Raw genomic sequence first — 26,488 nt, forward strand, 5'->3', positions numbered from 1 at the left:
GACCACCCGCAATTTAATAAATCGTACTCAAGTTTTTTCCTAACTACGCATTAAATGTCGACCATTGTTGGTTTACTATTAGCGAAGTAAGGAGGTTTTCCGAAATAAAACTAGAAAAATATCTAAGAGGCTTTTGGAAACTAAGGAGGTAGTGTTATGGAAAAAGATCTTTTGGAACAGCTAAACCTATGGCATGAAGATGATGAATTTGAAAAAATAGTAGACAAGATTGCGGAAATTCCCAAACAGGACAGAGACTATGATTTAGTTGGCCATTTAGCGAGAGCATTAAACAATCTGGAACGTTACAATGAAGCATTGCAACAACTTTTGATGATCAAAACGTTAGGCGAACATGATCCTCTTTGGCATTTCCGTGTAGGTTACGCCTACTACTACCTATCGCAATATGAGGACGCAGTAACAGCATTCGAAATAGCGAATAAACTTGATCCCGAGGATGAAGATACTTCGTTGTTATTGAAATGGAGCCGTCACGAGGTTGGCCTAACAGACCGTCAAGAGAACTCAGTGACAGTGCAGCCAAACGCAATTGCTTCGGTGAAGAATGATATTGAGGCGAATGAGATGCTTGAACAGGAAAAGGACTTTGGTTTTGCCCGGGTGTACGCTGTGGAGCTAAAATACAAGCAGCCGCCGAAGCTGGACCGAAACCTCCTTTACGAGAAGATGGAACTTTACACGGGTAAGGTTGATCGCGGAGAACATCATCCGGATGCCGCGGGACTTGCTGTGTGGGAAGCGAACAGTCAGGAAGATCAGAATTTGCTGCATTTTTTCCATTTGAATTATATGGTTGAATATAAGGAAGGCGAAATGCCGGCGCAAACCAACCTGATGGATACAGAAAGCGGCCCGGTTACGGACTACGAGACGGCCATTCAGCAGTCCTGGCATTGGCAGGAAGCCGCTCAAGTCGTGAGTGATTGCGAGCACTCGCTGCTGTTGATCGACATGATGGCATCGGGACTCGATCCCAAATCGCGGTTGCAGCTGTTCACCGGCTCGCTGCGGGCGGTGTTGGAAACGGCGCCTTGCGACGCCATCTATTTCCGGGAAAGCGACAAGCTCGTCGAACCTAGCGCTTATCTGGCGGCGATTGAAGAAGGAGAACTGTTATATGGTGCGCTGAACATTCGTTTTTATAATGTTGAAGGCACAGGCAGCGGCCGCCCAGAAGGTCTGATGGATTCATTGGGACTCGCCGCGCTTGGCATTCCGGATATTCAGTGTCATTATTACGATCTGGAGCCTGATGAGGTAGCCGGGAATTTGCTTAATATCGCCTATTATTTATTCGACCGCGGGGACGTTATTGTCGACGGAGAAACAGTTGGTTTCACCGAAGAGATGCGCTGGCGCTGCGAACACCAATACGGGCTGGCCGCACCGCACCGGGTTGTCATCGATATAGATCCGGGAGAACCTTATTATGCCGGAAGACAAGGCGCAGAGCAGTCGTAACCAGCAGTTATCCATTCGCGATGGTGCCTATGTTGCCATAGATAGAAAAATTAAAAGAAAATTTTTACACCATTGCTCAATTATTAGAAAATCCATACGTTGCATATTTTAATATCACGAGTTGTTCTTACTGATCACTCGTCACATGTAGAATCGGTGGTGTTGTTGGTAAGGGATGGTGTAACCCCAAAATAAAGTCGTGATAATTATGATTTACTCCGGAGGGTAGAATATTGATTTGGGTAAACGTTCATTTTCCAGATAAGTTATGTACAGCCCATAAAGATACTTGCGGCCATGTTCTTCAAGAAAAGACTAGACTTAAAGGCATAAGAGAAATCAGAGGCGATGGAGGTTGGTATGAATTCTCACTACTGGATGAGGCGTCGGTATGGTCGAAGATGAACTATCTACATTATGAATTCAAGAAATGTGGCAAGTGTAAGCCATAAACAACAGGAAGATAAGAGGGGACGGTATATTGTCAAAAGATCTGGAATTTGATTTGAAAATGTGTGGGAAAAGTGTTTATGTAACATACTTTGAGTTCTGGAATAAACCTGGGTTCGATGAACGAACAGTATGTGAACAAATGAGGCAAGTTGGAAAAGACGAAGCGGGAATCAAAATGTGCATTCAGGCAGCCAGAAGGATAGCGGGGAGTGGACTCCAAGTTGAAGCGTTAACGGTGATCGCAAACTCTTCCCGAGTTAATCATACAGCAAGAGAGAAGGCCAAATTACTGCTTCATTCGATGCAATAAAAAAGGCGGGTAGAGATCAATGATCTCATTAAGCCGTCGTATCTTTTCGCCATTTTTACGGACACAAGAAGGAGTATTGTACTCATGGATAAGCAACCCGATGTTAAATGGATTCAAGTTGAGTTTTTTTCCGGTTACCCGTTTGGTCATTACCGAATACTTTTCAAACCTGAAGCCACAATTGAATACACCGGAGAAGGCGAATTATCCGTTCCGTTGTATGGTTCGTATAAATGGAAGGCGTCACCACGTATATACAAAAACTTAGCAAAAATTCTAATAGATCGCCGATGGGAGAATGAGACCAATCCTGCGGGAGAAGGATTTGAAGTTTGCGATGGTTGGACGGATACTGTGAGTTGGTCTTTTAATGGTGAGATTCATGAATACTCTGTTCAGATTGGTGTGGGGCCGGAGAGTATCTTGAAAATTATTGACCGGATGCACAAATTACTGAAGGATGAAGGAAGAAAGATTCTTTATTCTAATTAGATTAGATTTGATCAAATACATCTAGTAAGTAGAGAAAATGAATGAATTTATTTAGCCACTACAAACAATGGGAAAACCATTTCATCAACATTTTAATGAATTTACTGGCAATGAACAGCGCGCTATTGAGGCTTGAATTATTTATTTATCTACTAAGAACCACCCTCTTCTTTTATTCGAAGAGGGTTTTGCTTTGAGTAATGCCAGTGTCTTTCTATAATATTGCGAAATTCCTTTTCGGAATAAATCACGATATTATTAGTTCAATATGTATACAATTTTTCCAATAAGGTCAGAAGCTGCAAATAAGAAATTATAATAGATACCACAAAATGTGAGTTGAAGATATAAGTTATAGGGAATACACGGATGAAGTCAGTGAGGGTATTAAGGAATGTCTAAATGAACTGGGGACCCAACCTATACTCTTTATTGGATCAGGACTGTCACGAAGATTTATTAATGCTTGCTCCAGACTCCTCAATAAATGATTGTTCATCTTTCCATAACTTCCTTCCCCCTCAAGTTTATTACTCCCTTCCTTCCTGCATACAACATAGAAGTTCGAAACGTATGAGGGAACTTTCTATGTATATTTTGTTTCCAGAAACCAAGCAATTTATCGAGATGGACGGAACTCATCCGCATGACATAGAGGTGCGGGTATTGTTTTATAAAATTGCAAGGATGTAGGGATTTGGCAAAGAAGATAGGTGTTATATACGACTTTGAGGAGCGTAGCATTCGTCCAGAGATGATGGGTAAAAGTCCTAATCATGAGAATTTGTGAACACTTATGAAGTCTAAGTGGAAGATAAGTACTAAAATTAAAAAATGGGATAATTTGTATTCCATTTATTAAGAAGATATATTAGATTAGATTTAGAATAGGTATATATATTTAATTTCTTCATGATCATAGGAACTATGGCTCGGTGTCGAAAGATGTACAAGATAACTCAACATAAATTACTAGTGGTTCATTCATAAAAATTCTAATAACTCGGGGTCATAAAAGATGAGCAAAATCAACACGTATTATACAGAACTAATAGAGCAAGTGAATAATCATGCAGAAGTCAACTTAGATCAAAAAATAGTTTCATTTGCTACTATTGTCAGTGATCGTCTAGTTGAAGGTGAGGTTCTATCTGCTCCACAGGTTTGTGCATTCCAAAGCGCACGTGACGGAATATCCATTCATGGATACGAGCTCAGTGATGAAATGAACACGCTTCATGTATTTGCAGCAGATTACCGCGAAGGGACAGTACCGAGTGTAATCAGCCGCGAGGAAATAAAGGGGATAATTCAACAAACAGAAACCTTCATATACGCTGCCGTTTCTGATCTGCTTGGGACTATAATTGACCAGAATAAGTACCCAGAAATATACGACTTAAGTCAAACAATAAATCAGAACATTAGCAATATCCGTCATGCCTCCATACACATTATAACGAATCGGATTAGTGAGATGGATGTGAATCCTGACGACACCATGATTGAAGAAGCAAAAGTAACGTTTCACATCTGGGATCTAAAAAAGCTTTATAGCTTTGATATAGAAAATGTTCAAATTGATGAGCTGTACATAAAGCTGGATGAGCAGTTTAATGAACCAATGCGTCTAATTGAAGTTCCCGTGGAAAACGATACGTACAGCTGCTACATAGGGTATGTTTCCGGTAGACTATTGGCAAAGGCATATGAATTCTATGGTAATCGTTTGATGGAGAGAAATGTCCGCTCCTATCTGCAGGCTCGCGGGAAAATAAATAAAGGCATCATAACGACAGCTAAGAAAAGTCCGTCCATGTTTATGGCCTATAATAACGGCCTGACAACCATTGCTGAGCAGGCAGTCTTCTCCAAAAAAGAGGAAACGGGTTTTGTTGAAATCAGTGAGCTGATAGGTTGGCAGATCGTTAATGGAGGCCAGACGACTGCTTCGCTTTACCGGACATATAAAGAGGGAGAGTCACTAGACGACCTGTTCGTACAAATTAAGCTGAATGTTATTAAAGATATGAGCCGAAAAGATGATATTATATCAAGCATTTCGGAGTATGCGAACAGCCAAAATAAGATATCTATATCAGATCTACGTTCTAACGATGCCTATCAAGCGGAACTTGAGCGGCTTTCTTACGTGGTTGCGGTTCCTGGTACAAACCCTGCAACCAAGTGGTTTTATGAACGTACCCGTGGTCAATATATGGTGGAGGTTAATCGCCAGGGATCGACCCCTGCCAAAAAACGAGCGTATCAATTAGAATTCCCTAAAGAACAAGTCATTACAAAAACGGAAGCAGCTAAATATATTATGAGCTGGAATCAGTATCCGCATATTGTCAGCAAAGGTTCAGAAGCCAACTTCCTGGAATTCTGCAACTTTGTAAGAGAAGATAAAATTTTACCAGACGAAAGCTACTATCAAGATTTGATAGCCAAAGGAATTCTCTTCCGTGAAACAGATAAGCTGATTCAGACTCTGAGATATAAAGGGTATAAAGCAAATTTGGTTACCTATTCGATAGCTTCGTTATCTTTAATGAAGCCACAGTTTGATTTCGAACAGATCTGGACTGCGCAGTCAATCAGTCAGGATCAGAAAGGTGAACTGGAAAAAATTATTGAAGTCGTCTGGGATCACATTACTGATCCACCGGTAAAAGGAACGAATGTAACTCAGTATTGTAAGCGTGAAGCTTGCTGGACATCACTGCAACATAAATTACAGAGACCGGCCATCATGAAATAGAAAGAGGAATCAAGATGGAACAGCTGTACTCAGAGCTTCTCTTAGCACGAAGGACAAATATTAATATGGATGACGTTTACAGCAAGGTTATTTCAGGAATCAAAGTGATTTTGCTTACAGACAGCGAAGTTGCATGGATAGATCCCTCGAACGGTGGCATTGTGAAGGACAGCATGCTGTATCAGGTACATATCGATCCGCAATTTCCGTTTGCTCCAACCGCCCATTCGATAAAGAATGGGCTTGATTTTTACACGATTAAATCAAAATTAGATGGTTATTTTCCAACCTTTAACCAGGAGCAGTATGAGGTGGAACACGCAGATAACGAAGGATCCATCCTTATTACCGCTGGAGCAGGCTCTGGTAAGACCACTGTAATGGTACAACGCATTTTGTTTCTATTGAAGCATGTGAAAGTCGAGCCTTCCTCCGTGGCAATGATAACGTTTACGCGGGAAGCAGCTAAAAATATGTTTGAGAAACTTAGAGAAGCTCTTTATTTTCGTTTTCAAGTGACGGGGGATGCTGAGTATCTTAAAGATATCGAACATCTGAATGAGCTGCAGATCAGTACCATCGATTCATTCCTCTACCGTATGTTTAAGAGACTGGGGGGAGAAGTCGGATTGGGTTCTAATTTTACAATTAAAAACTACAAGTTAGAACGAAGAGAGCTTATCGAACGTGAGATTGATTCTTTTATCAATATTTATAAAGATGCAAACCGGATAACGGCTTCATTTAAACAGTTTTTAACTGAAATCCGAGATTATGAACTGATTCGTCTTATAGATCAGTTCTGGGCGGAATTTGAGAAAAGGGGGGTAGTACCCAGCAACAACGAAGCGGTTCAGAAACTGTTTGGTCCAGCAGATGAGTATTATAAGCCGCTGCAAGATTTAATTGTCTCTGTTGTCACGGCCTGCCACAGCGCTTTCTTAGAAGAACAGCTGAACGAGAATGCTGTGACCTTAAGTTATTTATCAAGCATCCTGGATCATGTAATTATGGAACGTCCAGAAGTTATGCAGCAGACTTATTTAGACTACGATTATCTATTTATTGACGAATTTCAAGACAGCAGTGATTTCCAAATCCGGCTGGCTCACATGCTGGCTGTACAATTCCATATGAAACTATTTGTTGTAGGAGATATCAAGCAGTCGATCTACCGGTTCCGTGGAGCGGATGATTCCGCCTTTGAAAAATTGCTGGGACATGATTACGGGGACAATAAGTGGCTGCCTGCATTTTCACTACAGCAGAACTACCGCTCCTCATACAACCTGCTTGAAGTTATGGATCAAAAGTACTTCTCATCCTGGGGCAGCAACTTCAGCTATGCAGAAAAGGACCGCCTCATTTCCAATAAAGCAAAAGAAAGCGGCGTGACCCCGCTGATGGTAACTCCATTAGAATATGAAGAGAAGCAGGAATGCAAAGACACGATTATGTCGTGGCTTAAGCGGGCAATGCAGCAAGCCGAGGGGAAAGAGCACCGGAAGCACCGAGTGGCTGTCCTGACTCGGACTCGAAAAGAAGCCAGATTAGTGGCAGAATGGTGTGCTTCTGAGAAAATCCCATGTCATCTGGATATTGGGGGTACATTGTTTGAGAGTCCTTCAGCACGGGATTTGAATCGCCTGCTTCATGCGTTGTTGTTTACAAATGAGCCAGCGTATGCCTGTGAATATCTATTGACTCCATATAGTGTATACCAATTGGAACCTTCATTTCTATATGAAGCGGACGGGAATCCCGATACTATCCGCAATTTAATTGATCCCTATCTTTCAGATTTGAAAAGATATCAAAAAGAGACAAGAAGGCTTCCGAATCTCTCTTTGCTTCGATTAATTATAAACGAAAGTGAAGTGGTTAACCGATATTACGAATTATTAATACAAAAAGGTACTGAACCGGAAGAGGCCAAACGCCAATCGGTGGCTTATGAACTTAATTTATCTAGAATCATGGATTTGATGGTGCAGAGTCAGCGCGGAGATCATACGTCACTGCCTTCCATACTAAACTGGCTTCAGATCCAGATTAAAAGCAATCGGGAAGAGGACGAGCCAAAGGATGATAATTTAGCTTACCACGCAGTGAATATTCTTACAGTTCATCGTGCTAAGGGACTAGAATATCATACGGTTATCATTCCATTTACAGATAGATTCTTTCATACATCTGTTTTATTTAACAGCGGCATCATCTTTAATTCGGAGAAAACGCAGGCAGGCTGGAAGATTCGTATAAGGGCAGGGACGGAACAAGGTCAAGAAGATAGATGGTACAGCAATCAGAGCTTTAACAGTCTTCAGACCCGTGAAGAAAATGCGATTAAAGCAGAAGAGCTGCGATTACTGTATGTTGCGATGACAAGAGCAGAGCAGCAGTTATGGATTATTAAATGCACATTCAAACCCGGCAAGGAATGCTGGGCAAAATATCTGCCAGTATATGAAAGTGAGTGAGAGCTCGGCATGGAACAAGTTACGGTTTTTTCATATACGCATCCCGATGATCCTGTTATTTCGGACATTTGTGATCGGGATCAGGTGCTCCATATCTGTGCTACAACAAGCTTGACTCAGGCGATGACTGCTCGGGACGGCGGTAAACGGAAAAATATTATCTCGGCAAAATGGTTTACTGATGCTGTCCTGGGGGATTGGATGGATTCGTATGTCAAACTAGAGCAGTATATTCATCTTTCGGAACTGCTTCGAAAGGGTTCTCCAGATAACCCTGATGATACACCGATGAAAAAATCCTTTCGAAAAAATAAGCAGGGAGTCCTTCTCGCCATACGGACACTTGCCGAGTTAGGGTTAAAACCACAAGATCTGGAGGCATATGCATTTACAGCTAATGAGAAAGAGCTGGCTGTTATCTGGGCGAAAATGTTAAAGCAGGATGAGGGAGCGAATCATTTTAAGAAGTTAGGACAGGTCATGTTTGCCTATCGTCATCCAGCGGCCTTTAAGATGATGACGGCTGCCAGGCTAAAAGAAAAGTATGAGAAGGATCTGGAATTAGAATCATCATTAGCAGTAAGTGAAGAGAATCTGCACCTGGATGGAGAAGTTATACTCCATGGATTTTACTTCCTTACTCCGCTTCAGCAACAAATGTTTCAGTCACTTCGCCAAGCTGGAGTGAAAATTACGTTTCTTCAGTATTATCATCCTGATTTTCCGCATACGTTCCGGTTTCTCGAAGAAGTGCTTGGAACAGCGAATGATTGGGTTCCGGCTGAAGACTGGAAAGTTAGTCTGTTTACACAAGAAGCACCTGCCAGCCGTTATTTTGCTGGTTTATTTGAAAATAAAAAAGAATCTGCTCCGCCAGTGTGGACAGACCAGATCTCCATTCAGAGTTATCGAAACGTTCACCAATGGATCAACGATTTTGGAAACACCGAGATACAGACTTATCATCTGACGCCAAACTATAACGATTTGGAAGCCCGGCTGAAAGAGTTCTTCCCTGAGAGATTTCAAGAAGAACGCAATTTCTTGTCCTATCCTGTAGGGCAGTATCTGCTTCATCTGCACAAGATGTGGGACCAGGAAAGAAAACAGCAGCTTGTTAGTATCGAGATGTTAACGGAATGTTTTGTTTCTCCCTGGCTCTCTGTAGTCAACCCTCGTACAGGGAAGAAACAGCCTGCTTCTGATTATGTTCATATTCTTTATACACTTAAAGACTTCTTCCCAAGAAAGATGTCTTTGGAAGCATGGAGAACAGGTATTGCGAAATTGATCGATCAGATTGAAAACGGCGAATTTTTGGTCAGAGGGATTGAAGCTTCACCAGAACATTACCGGTTCGTTGATGAAATTCGAAATCCAATCAAAAAAATTGCTCCTTATGCGGTTCCACCTGAAGACTTGGCGGGTATATTGACAATTCTTGATAACATTTCTGCTCATGTTCAGCTTTTTTTCAAAGACATGAACAAGGGACTTACGCTGTTTGATTACTTCCAATTGATTCTTAAATTTATCTACAAACAACAGTCCGAAGTTAAATTCTTAGAGCACGAAGAGAAGCTGGTTGATAAAATATGGGAGTTTGCTGATGCCAGCCAGAGTCATCCTAAAGATAAGAAATATCAGATTGAAGATATTTCTGAAGCACTTCATGCGCTGCTGGCTGCTCATTTGGAAGAAGAGGGTGCTCTGCCGCTAGCAAAAACAAGCGAGCTTCATGATCTGGCTGAGATTGACGGGATCATCTTTCATGAGGGAGCTGCACATGTTACGGGCCTCGACGAGTTTTCATTCCCGAATGCAGCATCGACATTGACCTGGCCGCTGACTAAACAGACTATAGAGAAATTAAGTGAGCGGGTTCCCGCCATGAAGGCTGCAGTATTGAGAGAAAATCATAAGGATGCCATCCCGCGGTATTTATTTAATATTCTGCTGTCTAGAAGGCAGCAGGTTACGTTATCCTGGTTCATGGACTGGAAGGAACAGCATGCTTTAGAACCATCTATTTATCTTAAATTACTGATAGATCAAATGCCGCAGGTAAATGATCATAGACTGCTTCCTTCAATGCCTGCTTCAAAGGCGCAAACTTTGACAGGAAAAACGAAGGATTTCAATAGGGTGTTTGAGCATTACTCGGATTACGCATTATCCGAAATTCACATGTGCCCCCGGAGGTTTTTTAGCAGTTATTTGTTACGCCCTTACAGCGTATATCACTCAGAGTTTCACTACAGTTTTCTTTATCAGAATTTGTATGCTGTTTTGGCTCATTTTACGGATATGCCTGGAGTGGTACTTCATGATGTATTTCCACACTGGACAAGCTTTAAGCATTTATCAAAAGGGATGATGGCCAACCGGCACGCTTTATCTCCCCGTGCTTTCAAAAGTTACGTTTATGCTGGACTAGAGTATCATTGTTTAACCGGTATGAAGTATCTCGCCAATCCGGCTGGCAGTTCAGCAGGCTGGAAAAAAGCATGGAGTAACAGCGGATATAAATTAACCCAAACGGCTTCTGATTTCACTTTGACTCGGCCGAGTTCAAACTGCAAGTATTGTCCTCATCTGAATGTTTGTCCAGATGGACGGCATGCAGTTGATGATGAGCAGTATGCAAACTAAGGAGGATCAAGACCGATGACGACGAACGAAGGGAATCTGAGAAAGAACGCTTTGGTCTGGGATTCCTTTTTGAAATGGTCAGCTTCTTCAAAGAGCATTGTCCAAGCAACAATAAGTTACGAAGCGGACAAAATCCTTCATAATGTCACACTAACCCAAAAACAGGTTGAAATTGTCCTTAGTAAGAGTAAGCATATGTTAATTCGCGGAGCGGCAGGAAGCGGCAAGAGTCTGGCTCTTCTTTCTAGAATGGTTGGGAGGATGATAGAAGAAGACAAAGGGCGTTATCTGTATGTATCCTATAACAACAAATTAGTTCAGGATATGAGTCATCGTTCCAAGCGGTCTCCTTATTATAAGGAAATGGATGCAAAGCATGAGAAATATGACAATATTCATTTTTTCACTTTCCATGATCTTGTGAAAAGGGTTTTAAATGACGCTGGCATTACGATACCCAGATTTGAGACTACGCCTCAAGAACTTAGAAGACGAAATGACATGATGATCCGTCAAATGCACAGAGTACTGCAATGCTTAGATTCAGAGGAGTTTAGGGATCTCCCCCCCATCCATAAAATAAAGAAGGAGCAGAATGTTGATTTTCTGCGTGATGAGTTTTTATGGATGAAGGCTAATAACTACATTACTGAAGAACGATACACAGACCGTAATCTGGAACGTACAGGGCGGGGAAATCTTCCGAGTATTTCAAGAGAGCAAAGAAGAACGATCTTTCGGCTTTTCGAAAAGTATAGGGAAGATCAAGTTCATGCATTTCATAACCGGCTGGACGCTGAAGATTACGCCTTAAAGCTTATTGAACTGATTGATCAAATTCCGTCTTCATTAAAATATGATCATGTCTTTATTGATGAGGCTCAGGATTTACAACCAATGCAGCTCTTTGCATTAACCCTGCTCACGAGAAAGAGCCTTACCATTTGTGGTGATGATAAACAACGAATCTATAAGAGCAGCCCATATTCTTATCGCAAATTAGGGATTGAGATTGACAGGGGAAATAACTATATGCTAGAGGGTATATTCCGTTCTACACGACAGATTATGGCCTTAGCCAATGCACTTCAGTTTACCCGTGAAGATGATGATAAGCAGGAACAGGAAATTTACAACAAAGAAGGAAGTAAACCAAGAATCGTTCATTTTAAGAACTATAAAGATGAAATTGATTATTTGGTTGAGGAAATTTTGTGTCTAAAAAAGAAAAATCCTGAGGAATCCGTCGCGGTGGTGCACCGCATAAAGGATGAGATACAAGAAAAAGACTTGAAGACCAGACTGGGCCGGCATTTCTCCATAAAGAAAACAGATGATCCTAGTGCAGTCGGCTCTGGGAGTCATGTATATGTGACGGATGCTCACCCGATAAAAGGTCTTGAGTTTGATCATGTATTCATCATTAATTTTGACCGTAAAAACTATCCTTTACAGGATGAGTTTAAGGCATTAGAAAAATACAATGCGGATGACGTCACAACAAAGATGTATCTCGATGACAAGCGGCAGATCATGGACAGGGAGAAGAGAGTCTTATACGTTGTGCTAACGAGAGCTAAAAAAACACTGACCCTCATGTATTATGGTAACTTTTTTCAAGATGTTTCTCCATTCAAGTCTGATTTTTATCCAAATGACTTCTTACATGAATCACGTTAAAGGGCAAGAGGGTATATCAGATCATCCAAGTGTACCTATTATACGAAGCTAAGACTCGAGCAGATTTAATGTGACTAACTTTACTATGGGAGCTAACATAAATATGCGATTACTATATTCAAATATCTTACCGCTTCGACTCGTAAAGAAGCAAACCAAAGGGAAGACTGAAAATGGGTTTGTTGAGTGTATGGTTAGCAGTGGCACTATAGCCGGCAAGTAAACATAAGTTTATTTTCGAGCTAAAAGCAAGATCGGCAAATTTAGCAGTGCTCGATCTTGCGGACGCAGTGTGTACTTCTAAAAAACCACATTCAAAAAAATGCTCTTTATCACACTACTGTTTTGAGTTATCTCTCGAGGCAGTGATTCTCTCTAATTTTAACGTTACTGATTGACCGAGAGACTCATTGTTTAACTTTAAAACAATTTTCTCTATGCCAGCTTAAGTATTTTTTATGAGCTTCGTCTAAATAAATACACAAATATTCGGTTAATCCCAACGTGTTTTTGGTTTTTGGAGTCAGAAGATTAGAAATAATGACCTTCCCATCATCAGTGAAGGTTATAAGGCCTTGATCGAATAATTTATCATGATTTGGACATAATAACAGACCATTAAATTTATCAAGTCTTTCAAAGTTGGAGCTACACTTCCACGGTTTAATGTGGCTAGCAATTAACAATGATGGTTCATCCATTCCACAGATAGCACATTCTGCGGAGTCTTCTAACAATTTCTTTTTAAAGACTGCCTGCCCCCGTCTTTGAACTACTTCAGACACAAAACTCGTATTAAGTTCCTCGTTTTTTATCAATCTTTTCAATTGTTCTAATGGGTGCAAAGAATTATCTTTAAATGAATAGGGTTCAACTATGAAAACCCCATCATCCCGCTCTGATGTAATAATACCAAGGCCGAGTATACGATTATGGCCTTTTTTTATTTTGTGTAGTATACCAATGGGAATATTATGATTGAGGTTATAGCGTGCAGCTACTATATCACTTTTTTTGCTAGGATCGTTTTCTTTGTCAGGCGGAGCCATTTCAATATGTAAAAACTCGGTTTCGCTTTCATCGCTCCAAATTATTTGTTTACCATAGTTTTTGTTAGATTCTGTGGCTTGATAGGATAAGATATATGGCTTACCAGCTGGTTTATAAAATCCTCTTACCAAGTTGTGAAGAATATGAGCTTCAGGAACATGTTGATCTTGTGGTAGCCGTTCTTCAGAATTAACACCTTTTATACCTGCTTTACCTACTATTAGATCCCCCTTGAGAAACTCAAATTTTTTTAATATGCCCTCATGAGTCACTTCCAATATATCCACCATCCACATAATCTTTATAAAAAATTCCATGCTAAAAGGGATCAAAGCTAAGAATAAATCGTATTATGACGATATATATAGTACTATAGTCATGTGCGATTGTATACAAGATATGTATATTAAATTGAGGAAATACTTTACTATCCAGTTCAATATAAGTGCCATCCTCCACTTTGATAATATATATATTTTTTTACAGGACTTTTTTACTATATGTTATCCCTAAATGAAAGAGGCCTATTTATGTTTATACCGACTACGCTGAAGGATATACCCGGTTTAGATGCAGAGCTTTCTGTGTGGAATGCAATTACTCATGCTTTTGATGAGCAAACGACCTTGGCTATTCATCAGTTTCCAATGTTCTATTCAAGTGGAGCTGGGCGGCGAGAGATTGATATTTTAATTATCAATGAGATCTTAGGCGTTTGTGTTATAGAAGTAAAAGGACTCAAGATTGACCAAATTACATCGATTCAGGGACATCAATGGTCGTATACCAATTTCTATGAGGCACAAGGCAACCCATATAAACAAGCAGAAAATCAGTTGCATATGTTATGTAATCATTTAGAGAAGAATCCACTTCTCTATCGCCGTTTAAGTAAGCGTGTATTTGTTGCCCTTCCTTATATATCCGAAAAGCAGTGGCAGGAACGCGGATTCCATAAGCAAATCAATGTGCCTCTTCCTCTATTTAAAGAGGATTTAACAGATTTGAACCAATTAGTAAGGAAACTCCAAAATTTTGCTTTGTCAGAGGCTAAAGGGAAACTAACAAATCTTGAACTTATGACGATTTCGGAAGAACTCGGTATTCAAACAACGAATGAACAACAAGATGTACTGAAGTCACGTTTGCCTTTCTCTCATCTATATATTGTGCAGACGAGTCAGGATTTTGAACGTTACAAGAATGATATTTCAGATGCCTTAAGTAACGGCATAAAAGTATATTTGTTGACCTACGCTAAATTAGAGTTGTCTGATATAACTGACTATGAAAAGCATAATAAAGAGTTTCAGTTAAATGTGTATAAGGCGAAGAGCTCAACTAAGAAACCTATTGCTTCAAATTGCTTTGTTGATGGTGAGCATGTTACAGATGGCCTTCTTAAACAAATAGCTGAACATTTTTCCAAGTTCAATAGCGGGCAATACAAAGCGATACATAGGCCAATTGATGCAAATCAAATCATTACAGCTGGAGCGGGTACAGGAAAAACACATGTAATGATTGATCGTATCTTATTTCTGTTGCTGAATGGTGGTATTCCGCTAAAGCTCGTTACGATGATTACCTTTACAAATGCATCTACAAATGAAATGAAAAAGCGATTAGAGAATAAATTTATTACACTGTACAACCTGACCGGGCAAACGCGTTTTTTACAGTTCGCCGAGGATGTAAAGGATATGCAAATTAGTACCATACACTCATTTGCGCGTTCAATTTTAAAGCAGCTCGCTCATGAGATTGGCTATGGACAAAACGTTCAACTCCGAAGCTATAAATTTGAGAAGAAAAGAATTATCCATGAATTGTTGGATGAGTATTTTTCATCACGACTTGTTGAGGAGTTTTTAAAAATAGAAGTAATGGATTATGTGTTTATTGATCTTGTATACGATATGTGGGAAGAGATGGAGAAGAAGGGCTTGACAGCCGACGAAGTAAGAAAGATCGATTGGGGCGATGCTTCAACCGAAGAGTCCGCGGTTATCCAAGAACTTCTCATATATATTTTCAGCCAATGTGAGACGCGCTTAGATGACTTAAAACGAGCAGATAATACAATTACGATGGGAGATTTAATCCGAAAGCTTAAGCTGTTTACAAACAGTGGGGATAAAATGAAACAGCTTTCTAAGGATCATTTTATATTCGTTGATGAGTTTCAGGATAGCGATTCTGTGCAAATTGAACTATTAGCCAGTTTACAAACCTATTTGCAGTATCGTTTGTTTGTAGTAGGGGACGTTAAGCAGGCTATCTATCGTTTCCGCGGCGCTGATTATAAGTCATTCCAAGAACTGCAGAATGCAACTAAGGGCGTTATATACGATAAGACTGAATTACAGCTTAACTATAGAAGTTCAGCTTCGATTTTAGATAAAATGCATCACTTATTTGAACGTTGGCACAGGGAAGGTTGGCTCAACTACGAAAAAACAGATCGTTTACAAAGTAATGAAGAGACACAGTTTCCGAATAATGATTGGCATGTGTCAAAAGATTATAAGGATGATTTTGAAAAAGCTTTAGCGACGCTGCCGGATAAAAAGGATAAAATCGCTTTTATCGTCCGAACTAATCGTCAAGCCAAGAAAATTAAAGAATACTGTGTGTCCAAAAACATTCCGACATCTGAAAATTTAGATGGTACATTCTTTACTAGTCCGCCTGTACTCCATTTAAAGGCTTTGATTGATGGACTATTGTATTCGCATGAGCCGAAGTTTTTATTAAACGCTCTGCAAACGCCCTATTTTGGATATGCTGTGCCGCATCACGTGGTTATACCTTTTGGCGGCCATAAGGAGCGTATTACATCATTTATTCATGATCGTACCGAGAATGAGTTTAAACAGTATGTGCTGCTATTACGTACGCTGTCGCCAATGACGGTCATTCAAAAAATTATTTATGACAAAAAGCTGCTTGCGCGTTTACCTCAGTATTTAGAGCAGCAGCTGCTTCATGCAAACAAAGAAACTGCTCCTTCAAAGGAAGAGATTGAGCTTGCAGTACTGAGGTATACAAAAAATTTGCAGCATCTAATGGTATTAATAGAGAGGAATTTTTCATCCCAACATGTGACAATTCAAATCTTGCGTGATTGGCTGGGGCTTCAAATTAAAACGAACCGCACTGAAAATGAGCCGCTGCTGGAACAGGACAAAGCCCAGGTAGAAATAACAACAGTCCACCGTTCAAAGGGACTTGAATATCATACTGTGTTTTTGCCCATTACCGATACCCCGTTTAATGCGGTTGAGCAACAGTACTTCTTGGAGGAAGCTTCTGAACAAACTGAAAAAAGAGCGCAGCGAAGATTTGGCTGGAAGATTACATGGGATAAAAAGCAACCTGATAAACCACATATCAATAGTCATTTCGAGGATTTAAAGGAGTACGAAGACAAAGAGCAACTTAAGGAAGAAACGCGATTACTATATGTTACACTCACAAGAGCAATGCAACGTGTGTACATTACGATGCCAAAACGTGAGAAGTTCTCCAATGAAAGTTGGGCTTATATCTTAAAGAGCGGTGGATTGGAGGCGTTCCAATGAACGTAAAAGTGCATACTTACTCACAGCCTAAGGAATGGGCACAGCATCCACAGTATGCATCCTTTCCAGATGCTATTCATATTTGTGCTACAAATAATCAGAGGAAAGGAATTAAAGCATGCTACGGTCACGATTTAAAGCATATATATTCCTTCCGTGAATTTATAAAAAGTTTGTATCCCAATTGGTATAGTGCTGAAACAAAATTCCAGCAGTATTTACGCTTATCGGGAATTATTGCAAATTTAATGGATGTACAGTCGGAGTTAAAACAGGCGTTTCGTTTAAATGCAATGGATATCTTAGATAGTATTCGTTTTTTTGTGGAAGCGAGTATCAAGCCCCCAGCATTACAGGATCGTTGGCTAAATACAGAAAAAGAGCGTGTGTTTAAGAAAGTTTGGGACAGCTTCATCAAAGAGGATGCAGCAAGTCAAGGGCATTATCAAGCATTAGACCGGCCTATATTAAAAACTTCTATACAAAATGCCATATGTAAAGAGCCTGATATCCAAATCAAAGACGATATTCATATTGTGCTGCACGGCTTTTACTTTGTCACACCGGAACAGCAGATTATATTAGAAAATTTGCGTAAGCAACAGATTCGGATTACTTTTTTCCATTACTTTGATGGCCGCTATGCCAATACTTTTAATTTTATAAAAGCGTTTGTGACAGATCGATTCGGCTGGCCGTCTCCTGAAGAGTGGATATACGACTCTGCAACTCCGGAAGATACTACGAAAAGTGCACGGACGTTTCTATCAGCGTATGAAAACAAGCTGAATATGCCGGAGGAATTGGCAGAGACTATCACGGGTTACGAATCTTTTTTCGATTTTTTACATGACGTAATTTTGCCGAACTTCCCAATTGATAGTGAACAGAATAATAAGGCTGCTGCTCCTAATATTATTTCGCCGAATGCAAAGCAACTCAATGAACTGCTCCTATCTTATTACCCTGAGTTAAATCCAAAAAAGCGAAATTTTTTATCCTATCCGATTGGTCGTTTTTTAGTGAGCCTGCACCAAATTTATAATAATGGGCAACTGGATTTAACAAATGAAATTTTGACGGATCTGTTTTCATCGGGGTGGTTATCCGGCAAATCTTTAAGTAATAATGCTCAAGATTACACATATGATCTGCAACAGCTGTTCCCTTATTTGGAAGGCTGTACAGAGATAAACAGCTGGATCTCTCGGTTAGAACAGCTCATTGAACAGGGCATGATCATTGAAAAGGCATTCCCAATAGGCGAGGAAAACCGCATTCTCCGCAGTATGCGTAGTCCTTTTGCGAAAATTAGCCATTTTGCCGTGCCGCTTGACCGTGTGAAGCAGGTGAAGATGATTATTGAAAGCATTCAGACGATGACTAAGGCTTTATTTGCCCAGTCTGAATCGAAGAATACCATCGATGTTCATTTCAAGCGTTTAAAGGACATTTTAAAAACACATGGCCAAGGGGTTTCCCTAATTGCAGATGAAAATGAAAAGTTATTAATCCAAGAGCTTGGGCAGAAGCTTGATCACATTCAGGATGATTCGGAGTTTTATTATGATGATATCCAAACAGCGCTGCATTTTTATTTGAGCGGTAAGCTTGATGATGAGGATGAAAACTATATTAGTGGATTTATAGAAATTGACGGAGAAATGTTTAAGCCTCAAGATGATGCTATCTACCTGACAGGACTTGATGAGAATTCATTACCTCTTGGCGGACAAAGCATCCCTTGGCCGCTGCAACCTGAAACCTTTGAGTTGTTAAGTGAACAGCATACTGCTCTTGAGCTACATACCATTCGTAGTCGTGCGAATAAGTCCATTTCACGTTATTTATTTTTCATTGTGCTGAATCTATCACCACAGCAGTTAAAATTATCGTGGATTAAAAATATATTGGATCAGGATGAACTTCAGCCAGCACTGTATATAAAACAGCTTGGCTTGCAAGAAGTCAGTTCTACGGCAGCATCAGCAGATACTGAATCTTCCTTACCCCGTTATGATTTTTCTCAAGAATTAATCCATCATAATGAGATAGCGGGTGCTTGGGAAACATTAGGTTTCGAAGATTTTCTTGCTGAGTATAAGTCATGCCCAAAACGTTTTTATTACAGCTACATTACAGATGAATATCCAACGTTTTCAAGTGATTTCATACACCAATTTATGTTCTCAGAAATTGTCCGTGTTGTAAGAAGAGGGGCCAATGCTGATTTTGAGACTGTTCTACAGGAAGTGAGTCCATTATTTCCACAGTGGCTTGATTTTAAGAAGCAGTTCTCAGTGAAAAAAGTATTTCAGTATAGGCTAGGCCGGACAGGGAAAAAGACAGCAGTATCTGAATCTTATTCATATACTGAAACTCGTAAAAATTTCCAATTCCCTGGCTTTAGAAATGAAGACAGAGATGAATTATTTGATGAGACGAAGGCTTCCATTGAAAGTATAGTCGGCGAAATTGAGGCTGATGAAAATCAGATACTGCCTGCAAATCCTGGTTATGCATGCCGCTTCTGCCCGCATATCGACTACTGCAGCGACGCAGTGTTCCCTATAGATTTGCGTAAGGAGAATGAATAGAAATGAATTTATCTTTTTGGAAACAGGTAAGTACAAGCTGGCAGTCTGTACAAACGGAATCAGTTGAGGCTGCCGTAAATATAGAGCTTCTACGTAATGTCATACGCAAAGATATTGCCAGCAGTAAGGGAAACGACTCAATGATTGAGCCACCTTTAGAACTTACAATTGACGACGATTTTTGGGGAGGCCTTTAGGTGAAGAAGGATATTAAGTATTCTGAACAGCAGAAGGAAATTATAAAATACTCTGGTGATCAATTATTGATTCGCGGTATTGCTGGTAGTGGCAAAACCCTAATACTGCTTGAGAAAGCACGTGATGTTGCAACGAAGCAACCTGATGAAACCGTAGCCGTATTTTCATATGGAAGTGCATTAACTGCCTCTGCTATTAGGCAGTTGGAGACATACAATTTACCGAATTTGACAGTTATAACTTTCCATTCGTGGGCAATGAAAAATTATTATAAAACGTTTAAAAAAAAGTTCTATTTGGAGAATTTTACACGTCAAAAGCTACTTGATGCAATTGAAGAGGTAAAGCAGGAATATGTTAATCATCGTTTTGTGAATAACCAAGATTTAATTACATTTATAGAAGAGGAAATAGGCTGGATTAAAGGCACGGAACTATGTGAATTTAAAAAGTATGATAAAGCCCCTCGCAAAGGCCGAGGTGGGAAGGTTCGCCTTTCTGCAGATGATCGTAAAGTAATTTATAAAATTTACGAGACCTACCAAAAGAAGCTAGATTACCGCGTAGATTATCATGACTTTGGTCTTCAAATGTCACGACAATTGGAGAAAATCCAGGACGTGTCAAAGTTTGACCATGTATTTATTGATGAGGCACAAGATTTTACAAAGGTTAACCTGCAGGTGCTGTGTCACATTGCTCGTAAGTCCTGTATAGTCGGTGCAGATAAAGGACAAAAAATATTTACGACTTCTTTTACATGGGAAAGCGTTGGATTGAATATTAAAGGTGGTCGTACAAAGGTACTACGCAATTCATATCGCTCGACAAAAGAAATTATGGAGCTTGCTTACAGCATCCAGGAGAAAGACGAAATTTCTAAAGATGAGGAATTTACTCGTCCAGAGCTACCTACAAAAACAGGTCCTAAGCCAAAAGTGTATTATACAAAAGGGATCGAAGGGCAAAAGAAGGCACTATTAGAAGCGATTGAGCTTATTCAAAAAGAAGATCCTAAAGCTACAATTGGTATTTTATCGCGAAATAAAAAACACATGAACCGTGTAGTGACTTTGCTAGATGGTTCAAAAAAGAAATATCAATTCATCAAATCACCATTTAAGAACGATGATAATCCAGATCTAATTGGTACTCACCATGATCCAGGTATCAAGTTGACCTCATTTCATACAGCCAAAGGATTAGAATTTAAATATGTACTCATTACGGATTTAGTCGACCCGCCTACAGAAGAGAGATTAGGTGAAGACTTCGATTGGGATATTGAACGCCGCTTATTATATGTCGCTATGTCACGAGCAATGCAAGTTTTGAACCTATTCACTTACGGGGATCGTCACGTTTTACTAGATGAACTTGGTGAAGCATACTATGATAAAATAATTATTTAGCAATATAAAACCTTGGAGGGATAGGGGAAAGAACTAACTAGAAACGGAATAGGGAAAATCATTCTTGTTGATTTGTTGACGCCTTGTTGACGAATATCGTCAACAAGCTATCAAACTCAAACTAAAACAAAAAGAACAATATACCGTGGTTAAAGCCCTTGTAAATCAAGGGGTTTAACCAACTAATACAGAATCTAATCAAATCATACGGTGCATGTGGAGTGCTGTTCACTGGTAGTGCGGAAGGGCAATTAAATGGAAATGTATTGGCGGAAAATTAGCGTTTAGTAAATCAGTGCACCTTAAACGGATTTATATCTGTGCAATCCAAACCCTATTACAGATTTCACCCACATAATTCTTGATGTTGCCATACACTACTTGGGTACATTGAATTACTAAAGCACAAGAAGAGCAGTGCGTCAGTACGCCCGTTGTAAAGGAATACACAGTAAGATTTACTGTAAGATAATTACTGTGGTATTTTGTTGAAATTACTATTACGCTGTAATATAATGGAATTACCGAAAGCATCGGTGAAGCCCCTGTTGAGAAGCACTCACAGGGGTGTTTTTATTTTATTTCGAAGTATCTATTGGATTCAAGTTGTCATTATTAAACTGTTTCCGTATAATATTTTTACTTTAGTTTAGGATTTGGCATTTAAGTATTGTAATTATAAGATGTCCATTTACAATAAAAAGGAACGTATATTCGATTTTCGACATATTTTGTCATGTTTGTTGCTGCTTTTTTAATGAATTTGTTCTATAATGATATTAGTAATTGCGGGGGTGTAAGCATGATTTTTAAAAAAGGTGAGTTTTTCAATGGACCGGGTGGAATTGCTCTCGGAGCTAAGATGGCCAAAGTCACTGATAAATATGGTGTGGAATATCGTATAGAACATGAGTGGGCAAACGACATTGACGAGGCAGCCAGCCAGACTTTTATTCATAATATTTGTCCAGACCGTCCTGAGTCAGTAATAGCACAAGATGTTCGAGAACTAGAGATTAGTAAGAAGCGTTTATCAGAAATTGATGCATTCACTTTCGGGTTTCCATGTAATGATTACAGTCTTGTGGGTGAAAAAAAGGGACTTAGCGGAGATTATGGCCCGCTTTATACCTATGGTGTGAAAGTATTAAAGGAATTTCGTCCGAAGTGGTTTATTGCCGAAAATGTATCTGGATTAACAAGTGCAAATGAAGGACAAGCCTTTAGTTTGATTATGAAAGATCTTATAGAGGCAGGATATAAGATAACCCCTCATTTGTATCGTTTCCAGGAATATGGCATTCCACAGACGCGGCACCGCATTATTATTGTTGGAATCCGAAATGATCTGAATTTAGAATTTAAAGTACCCGCTACAACGCATGGGGTAGGAAAATTACCTTATAAAACAGCCGAGCATGCGCTGACTATTCCACCAATTGATCCGAACGCACTAAATCACGAACTAACGAAACACACATCTAAAGTAATTGATTTTCTAAATCACATTCCGCCGGGACAAAACGCATGGTATGAAGGTATTCCCGAAGAACTTCGCCTCAATGTTAAAGGGGCGAAAATGAGCCAAATCTACAGAAGATTACAAGCGGATCAGCCTGCCTACACGGTTACAGGAAGCGGCGGTGGCGGAACGCATATTTATCATTGGGAAGATCCTCGTGCGCTGACAAATCGGGAGAGAGCACGTCTGCAAACATTTCCAGATGATTATGTGTTTTTTGGAGGAAAAGAAAAGGTCCGTCAACAGATCGGAATGGCAGTTCCTCCGGAGGGGGCTAAAATTATTATTGAAGCCGTTCTTAAAACATTCGCTGGGATTGAGTACGACTATGTTGATTCAAAGTGGAATGCGCAACAGTTTTTAGTGGATAAAGAATTTGAATTGGTATAAGTTGTAAAGCGAGCGCCGTTGGCGCTCGCTTTGCAGTGTGTAACGCATAGTGGTAATAAACCATACAGAACTATCTATAAACATCCATTGATCAGACCTAGATATTAGTCTTCCGAGTCATCGTCATTCACATCAAAGTAAACAATATTGCTCGGTAGCTTGATATTTGGCACCCAGAGTTTGCGCCCGTTCCAGCCTTTCTCACCTGTCATCTGATAAACAGTCAAGACAATTTTGTCTTGGATTGATGCACCTAGCTGCCAATCGTTCGAAGACAGAAGTGCACCAGTACCTTTTGCAACATTTCTATTTCTGCGAACAATGAGAATTCCCTGTGAAGCAGGCTGTTCGGCTAGTAACGAATTGATAATGGACGCAAAAGTACCGACTCGGAAGTCTGCGTCTGAGATAACGTGATTCAGGATTTGAATCATTAATCGCAAACTTACTTGATAATAGTCCTCTGTATCATTAAAACCTGCAAGAAGTTGATCCAACTCTTCTAGGGAGTCGTTTTCTGGATTAAATGGATAGTAGTTGGTTCCACCTGTAATAAAATCTACCTTTTTATTATCCAACACATTTTTTCTGGTAGGGTTGATACCTTCAGGGTAATATATTTTTATGTCACTCAATCCACGCTCAACCTGAGAAATAATAGAGTTATTCGTGGAATTAATATCCGAAAATAACTTATATAAGTTTTCGTCAATAAAGACTCTCATTAAGCCTTCATCTCGATCATATCCAAACATACGGCTATGTTGCCACATAGTATCAGCCTGTGGTTTTTTTGCAGTGCGAGAATAATAAATCGTTTGCAGGCCTGGGAAAGTGACACCTCTTCCCAATGTATTTCCACCAATTAGAATATTTGAGCCAGTTTCATATTGATCACTGGTAACAGTCGAAGAACCATTCATAACGAGCACCTTTATTTGTTCGCTCGTTAATAACTCTTTTACTTTAGCATATACATCTTCAAATGCTGCTCGTCCGAATTTCTGTGGATACGTACGCTCAAACACTTTCTTTAACTCTATTACAAAAACAGGGTCATCAATATTGTTATTACAATATTGTAGCTCCTTCTGCACATCGTTCTGAAATTGGCTGTGAACCACTTTGCGAACACTTGGATGAATCAAGAAATTGCACACCTTACCGTTGGATATCAATATTTGACCCGATACTACAAGATGATGAATAATTGCTGATTTTAACGAATTTTCAATCGTGTCAGTGAACACTATGCATTGTGATATACCGTCTTTGGGAAAGAAAAAATCTCCGCCAAGATAACCAGTACCTGGGCGAAAATAGTAAGTAAAATATGGGTGCCATCCCGAAGCCATTGTTTGTAAGAGTATAGATTGCGGTGTACCGGTAACCTGAAGATATATGCTGCAAGCCGCTTTTGTTTTTATTTCTTCAAGATATCTGTTGATTGAGGATTTTCGATTACTATTAACCAGAGTATTTAAAGAAGCCGCATCAGCTTCGTCATCAATGATAAACAGCGGATTTCCTTTCATAAAACCTGTTGATGCCAAGATATTTGACCATTGCTTCAATGTGTTAACATTTTTCTTCAACACAATAATTGTAGGTTCCATCAAACAATTTCGAGCAAATATCTCTGAATCATATTCATCACAAACACAATACCCTTTTAAATCTGTCCGGACTCTATCAATTGTTTGTTGCTGAAGCACAACATTATCGGTTGTAAGAATAATAAACACAGGAAATCCTAAATCTGTTGCAGCAGATATAATTCCAAACATCTGACCGGTTTTTCCAGATTGGACATTGCCGAAAAGCAGCCCTATTTCATGATCGCAAAATGAGAACTTCTCCAAATATGCAGGCGCAACATCATTTACAGTTTTTTTTATAGATTCTGCAAGCTGGAGGTTCCCTCTATCTATTATGGTTTGGAGATATGAATCTAAATACTTCAAGCTGTTACCTCCTGTACATCTGCGTTATTCGGCAAAAATGACAGCACCCACACATCCAATTCAGTACCGTCTTCCGCAATTGTCTTTACTGTTGTTTTAGTAAGGGTAATACTGTTTTTTCCATACTTTTCAAGAATTTCTCCTGTTATCATTCCTTTGAAAGCTGTATCTGCTTCAACTTGATTTACCGGTTCCACTAGACCCGAAGCAACAAGGCGGCCTTTTATCCAGCGGCCCATAATTTTTAGATCATCTTTTGAGTATAGGTTCTTATTGTTTTGACCGCAGGTCCACGCTTTAAATTTCCATCCATCGTCAGTAACAGCCATAAAAGGTAATTGATGTTCAGGATAACCTGGTAAATCTCGAATTTCTTTGCTTACCACCATTTCGATTTCCCACCATACTCTTTTACGGCCACTTGCATAACAAACATTTATGTTAGAACCTCTCATCTTTGGATCGGCGTGGTCAACTGGAACTTTCAAAGGGATTTCAAAAGAGATGTCTGTAATTTTACTCTGATAAGCAGCTACCTCATCTGAGGTGATTTTTGTCACAAACTCTTGGTCAACCAATGCACTGTTTTCTTCTCGAACGAGCGGGACTCTAATCTCCTGAATGTTAGCTGAGCAATTCGGCTGCTTTAGTTTGAAGATAATCTTAGATACTTCTTCTACTTCTTCTGGGACTTCAGTAACTGCTGAAATTTCATATTGCCTCAGATTAAATGCTTCAAGTTTTATAGCACCCAAGTTATGTGATCCAATAATCCCTGCTACTGGATGCCCGTTTTTGTAAAATGTATAAAGCTTCCCGTGATATTTAAGTGTTTTTACAATCCTTACCTCACCAACGCCAGCTTGCTTCCAAGCCTCATTAAGCGATACAGCTGCATGGTATGTACCCTCAGGCATACCTTCTAAATAGTACATACCAATATTGAGGCATATATTACTAATGTGGTTGTCTTCAACGATTTTTTGCAACTCCATTAGAGATGCCTTTGAAACATAACCAACCGCTATGTCCAAACTATCAGAGTTTGCAACTGCTTCGTTAAAATACTCAATAAATGCTTGCTGACTCTCTTCCAGTCGAAGCGGTAAAATATCAGAATATAGTAATCGCATGTTTATGTTACCTCCGTTTGTAAGATGCTTTAAATTAATGAAATCTCGTAGTGTCAAGAATTTTGAGTAAATGAAGATATCCTTCTGCACGCCCTATACTTCTCATTTAAGAAAGCCGTTAATTTTGTATTAGCAGATGATTCATAACGGATTCTAACACTTTGCGATTATCTATAATATTCTTCTTTTGGTAATATATTGTTGTATAATATCGTAAATTGACAATTAGAATCAGTGTACATTTTGCAGAAAAATTTTACCAATCTAATATTTCCTTAAGAGGATTTTAATGTAAGTTATTATTGGACAATTGGAGAAACTG

15 protein-coding genes are annotated in these 26,488 nt (G+C 39.5%); 12 read left to right on the plus strand and 3 right to left on the minus strand.

Features of this window, described 5'->3' with window-relative positions; translation table 11 throughout:
• The first annotated feature begins 156 nt into the window (after positions 1–156).
• The 7 genes from C558_RS0122075 to C558_RS0122115 all read left to right on the plus strand — a co-directional run bounded on the left by C558_RS0122075 (position 157) and on the right by C558_RS0122115 (position 12,316).
• Positions 157–1,485 (plus strand): DUF4261 domain-containing protein, encoded by a 1,329-nt coding sequence (locus C558_RS0122075; RefSeq protein ID WP_018758481.1) that lies wholly within the window; start codon positions 157–159, stop codon positions 1,483–1,485.
• A gap of 592 nt (positions 1,486–2,077) precedes the next feature.
• The gene (locus C558_RS34490) at positions 2,078–2,248 is read left to right on the plus strand and encodes a hypothetical protein (protein WP_156826231.1); all 171 of its coding nucleotides are present in this window, start codon (positions 2,078–2,080) and stop codon (positions 2,246–2,248) included.
• Positions 2,249–2,332: 84 nt separating this feature from the next.
• Positions 2,333–2,740 carry a hypothetical protein gene (locus C558_RS0122090; protein ID WP_018758484.1) on the plus strand — a complete coding sequence of 136 codons (408 nt, stop codon included), beginning with the start codon at positions 2,333–2,335 and terminating at the stop codon, positions 2,738–2,740.
• Positions 2,741–3,758: 1,018 nt separating this feature from the next.
• Positions 3,759–5,504, plus strand: a complete 1,746-nt coding sequence (locus tag C558_RS0122100; RefSeq protein ID WP_018758486.1) for an AIPR family protein — start codon at positions 3,759–3,761, stop codon at positions 5,502–5,504.
• Between the two features lie 14 nt (positions 5,505–5,518).
• Positions 5,519–7,984, plus strand: a complete 2,466-nt coding sequence (locus tag C558_RS0122105; RefSeq protein WP_018758487.1) for a UvrD-helicase domain-containing protein — start codon at positions 5,519–5,521, stop codon at positions 7,982–7,984.
• Positions 7,985–7,993: 9 nt separating this feature from the next.
• Positions 7,994–10,636: a PD-(D/E)XK nuclease family protein gene (locus C558_RS0122110; RefSeq protein WP_018758488.1), complete on the plus strand. Its 2,643-nt coding sequence runs from the start codon at positions 7,994–7,996 to the stop codon at positions 10,634–10,636.
• Between the two features lie 15 nt (positions 10,637–10,651).
• Entirely contained in the window at positions 10,652–12,316 is a 1,665-nt protein-coding gene (locus tag C558_RS0122115) for a UvrD-helicase domain-containing protein (RefSeq protein WP_018758489.1), read from the plus strand.
• Positions 12,317–12,723: 407 nt separating this feature from the next.
• On the opposite strand, the gene C558_RS32775 is transcribed toward C558_RS0122115, so the two are convergent.
• A complete protein-coding gene (locus C558_RS32775) occupies positions 12,724–13,656 on the minus strand; it encodes an HNH endonuclease (RefSeq protein WP_169445406.1) in 933 nt (310 codons plus the stop codon).
• Between the two features lie 240 nt (positions 13,657–13,896).
• Between C558_RS32775 and C558_RS0122125 the strand changes: the two genes are divergently transcribed.
• From C558_RS0122125 to C558_RS0122145, 5 genes are all read left to right on the plus strand, one after another.
• Positions 13,897–16,950, plus strand: coding sequence for a UvrD-helicase domain-containing protein (locus tag C558_RS0122125; RefSeq protein WP_018758491.1), 3,054 nt, complete (start codon positions 13,897–13,899; stop codon positions 16,948–16,950).
• The gene (locus tag C558_RS0122130) at positions 16,947–19,547 is read left to right on the plus strand and encodes a PD-(D/E)XK nuclease family protein (protein ID WP_018758492.1); all 2,601 of its coding nucleotides are present in this window, start codon (positions 16,947–16,949) and stop codon (positions 19,545–19,547) included. The genes C558_RS0122125 and C558_RS0122130 overlap by 4 nt, the downstream gene beginning before the upstream one ends.
• A 2-nt stretch (positions 19,548–19,549) precedes the next feature.
• Entirely contained in the window at positions 19,550–19,744 is a 195-nt protein-coding gene (locus C558_RS0122135; RefSeq protein ID WP_018758493.1) for a hypothetical protein, read from the plus strand.
• Positions 19,745–21,157 carry a UvrD-helicase domain-containing protein gene (locus C558_RS0122140; protein WP_018758494.1) on the plus strand — a complete coding sequence of 471 codons (1,413 nt, stop codon included), beginning with the start codon at positions 19,745–19,747 and terminating at the stop codon, positions 21,155–21,157.
• An 802-nt stretch (positions 21,158–21,959) separates the two neighbouring features.
• Positions 21,960–23,069 carry a DNA cytosine methyltransferase gene (locus C558_RS0122145; RefSeq protein ID WP_018758495.1) on the plus strand — a complete coding sequence of 370 codons (1,110 nt, stop codon included), beginning with the start codon at positions 21,960–21,962 and terminating at the stop codon, positions 23,067–23,069.
• 104 nt (positions 23,070–23,173) lie between these two features.
• Here the strand turns inward: C558_RS0122145 and C558_RS0122150 are convergent, their stop codons facing one another.
• Both C558_RS0122150 and C558_RS0122155 read right to left on the minus strand, forming a co-directional pair.
• Positions 23,174–25,033, minus strand: coding sequence for a Z1 domain-containing protein (locus C558_RS0122150; RefSeq protein ID WP_018758496.1), 1,860 nt, complete (start codon positions 25,031–25,033; stop codon positions 23,174–23,176).
• A complete protein-coding gene (locus tag C558_RS0122155; protein ID WP_018758497.1) occupies positions 25,030–26,166 on the minus strand; it encodes a restriction endonuclease PLD domain-containing protein in 1,137 nt (378 codons plus the stop codon). Before C558_RS0122155 ends, C558_RS0122150 begins: the two co-directional genes overlap by 4 nt.
• Positions 26,167–26,488: the final 322 nt, after the last annotated feature.

Origin of the sequence: Paenibacillus terrigena DSM 21567 (assembly GCF_000374845.1) — a bacterium.
GTDB lineage: Bacteria > Bacillota > Bacilli > Paenibacillales > Paenibacillaceae > Paenibacillus_K > Paenibacillus_K terrigena.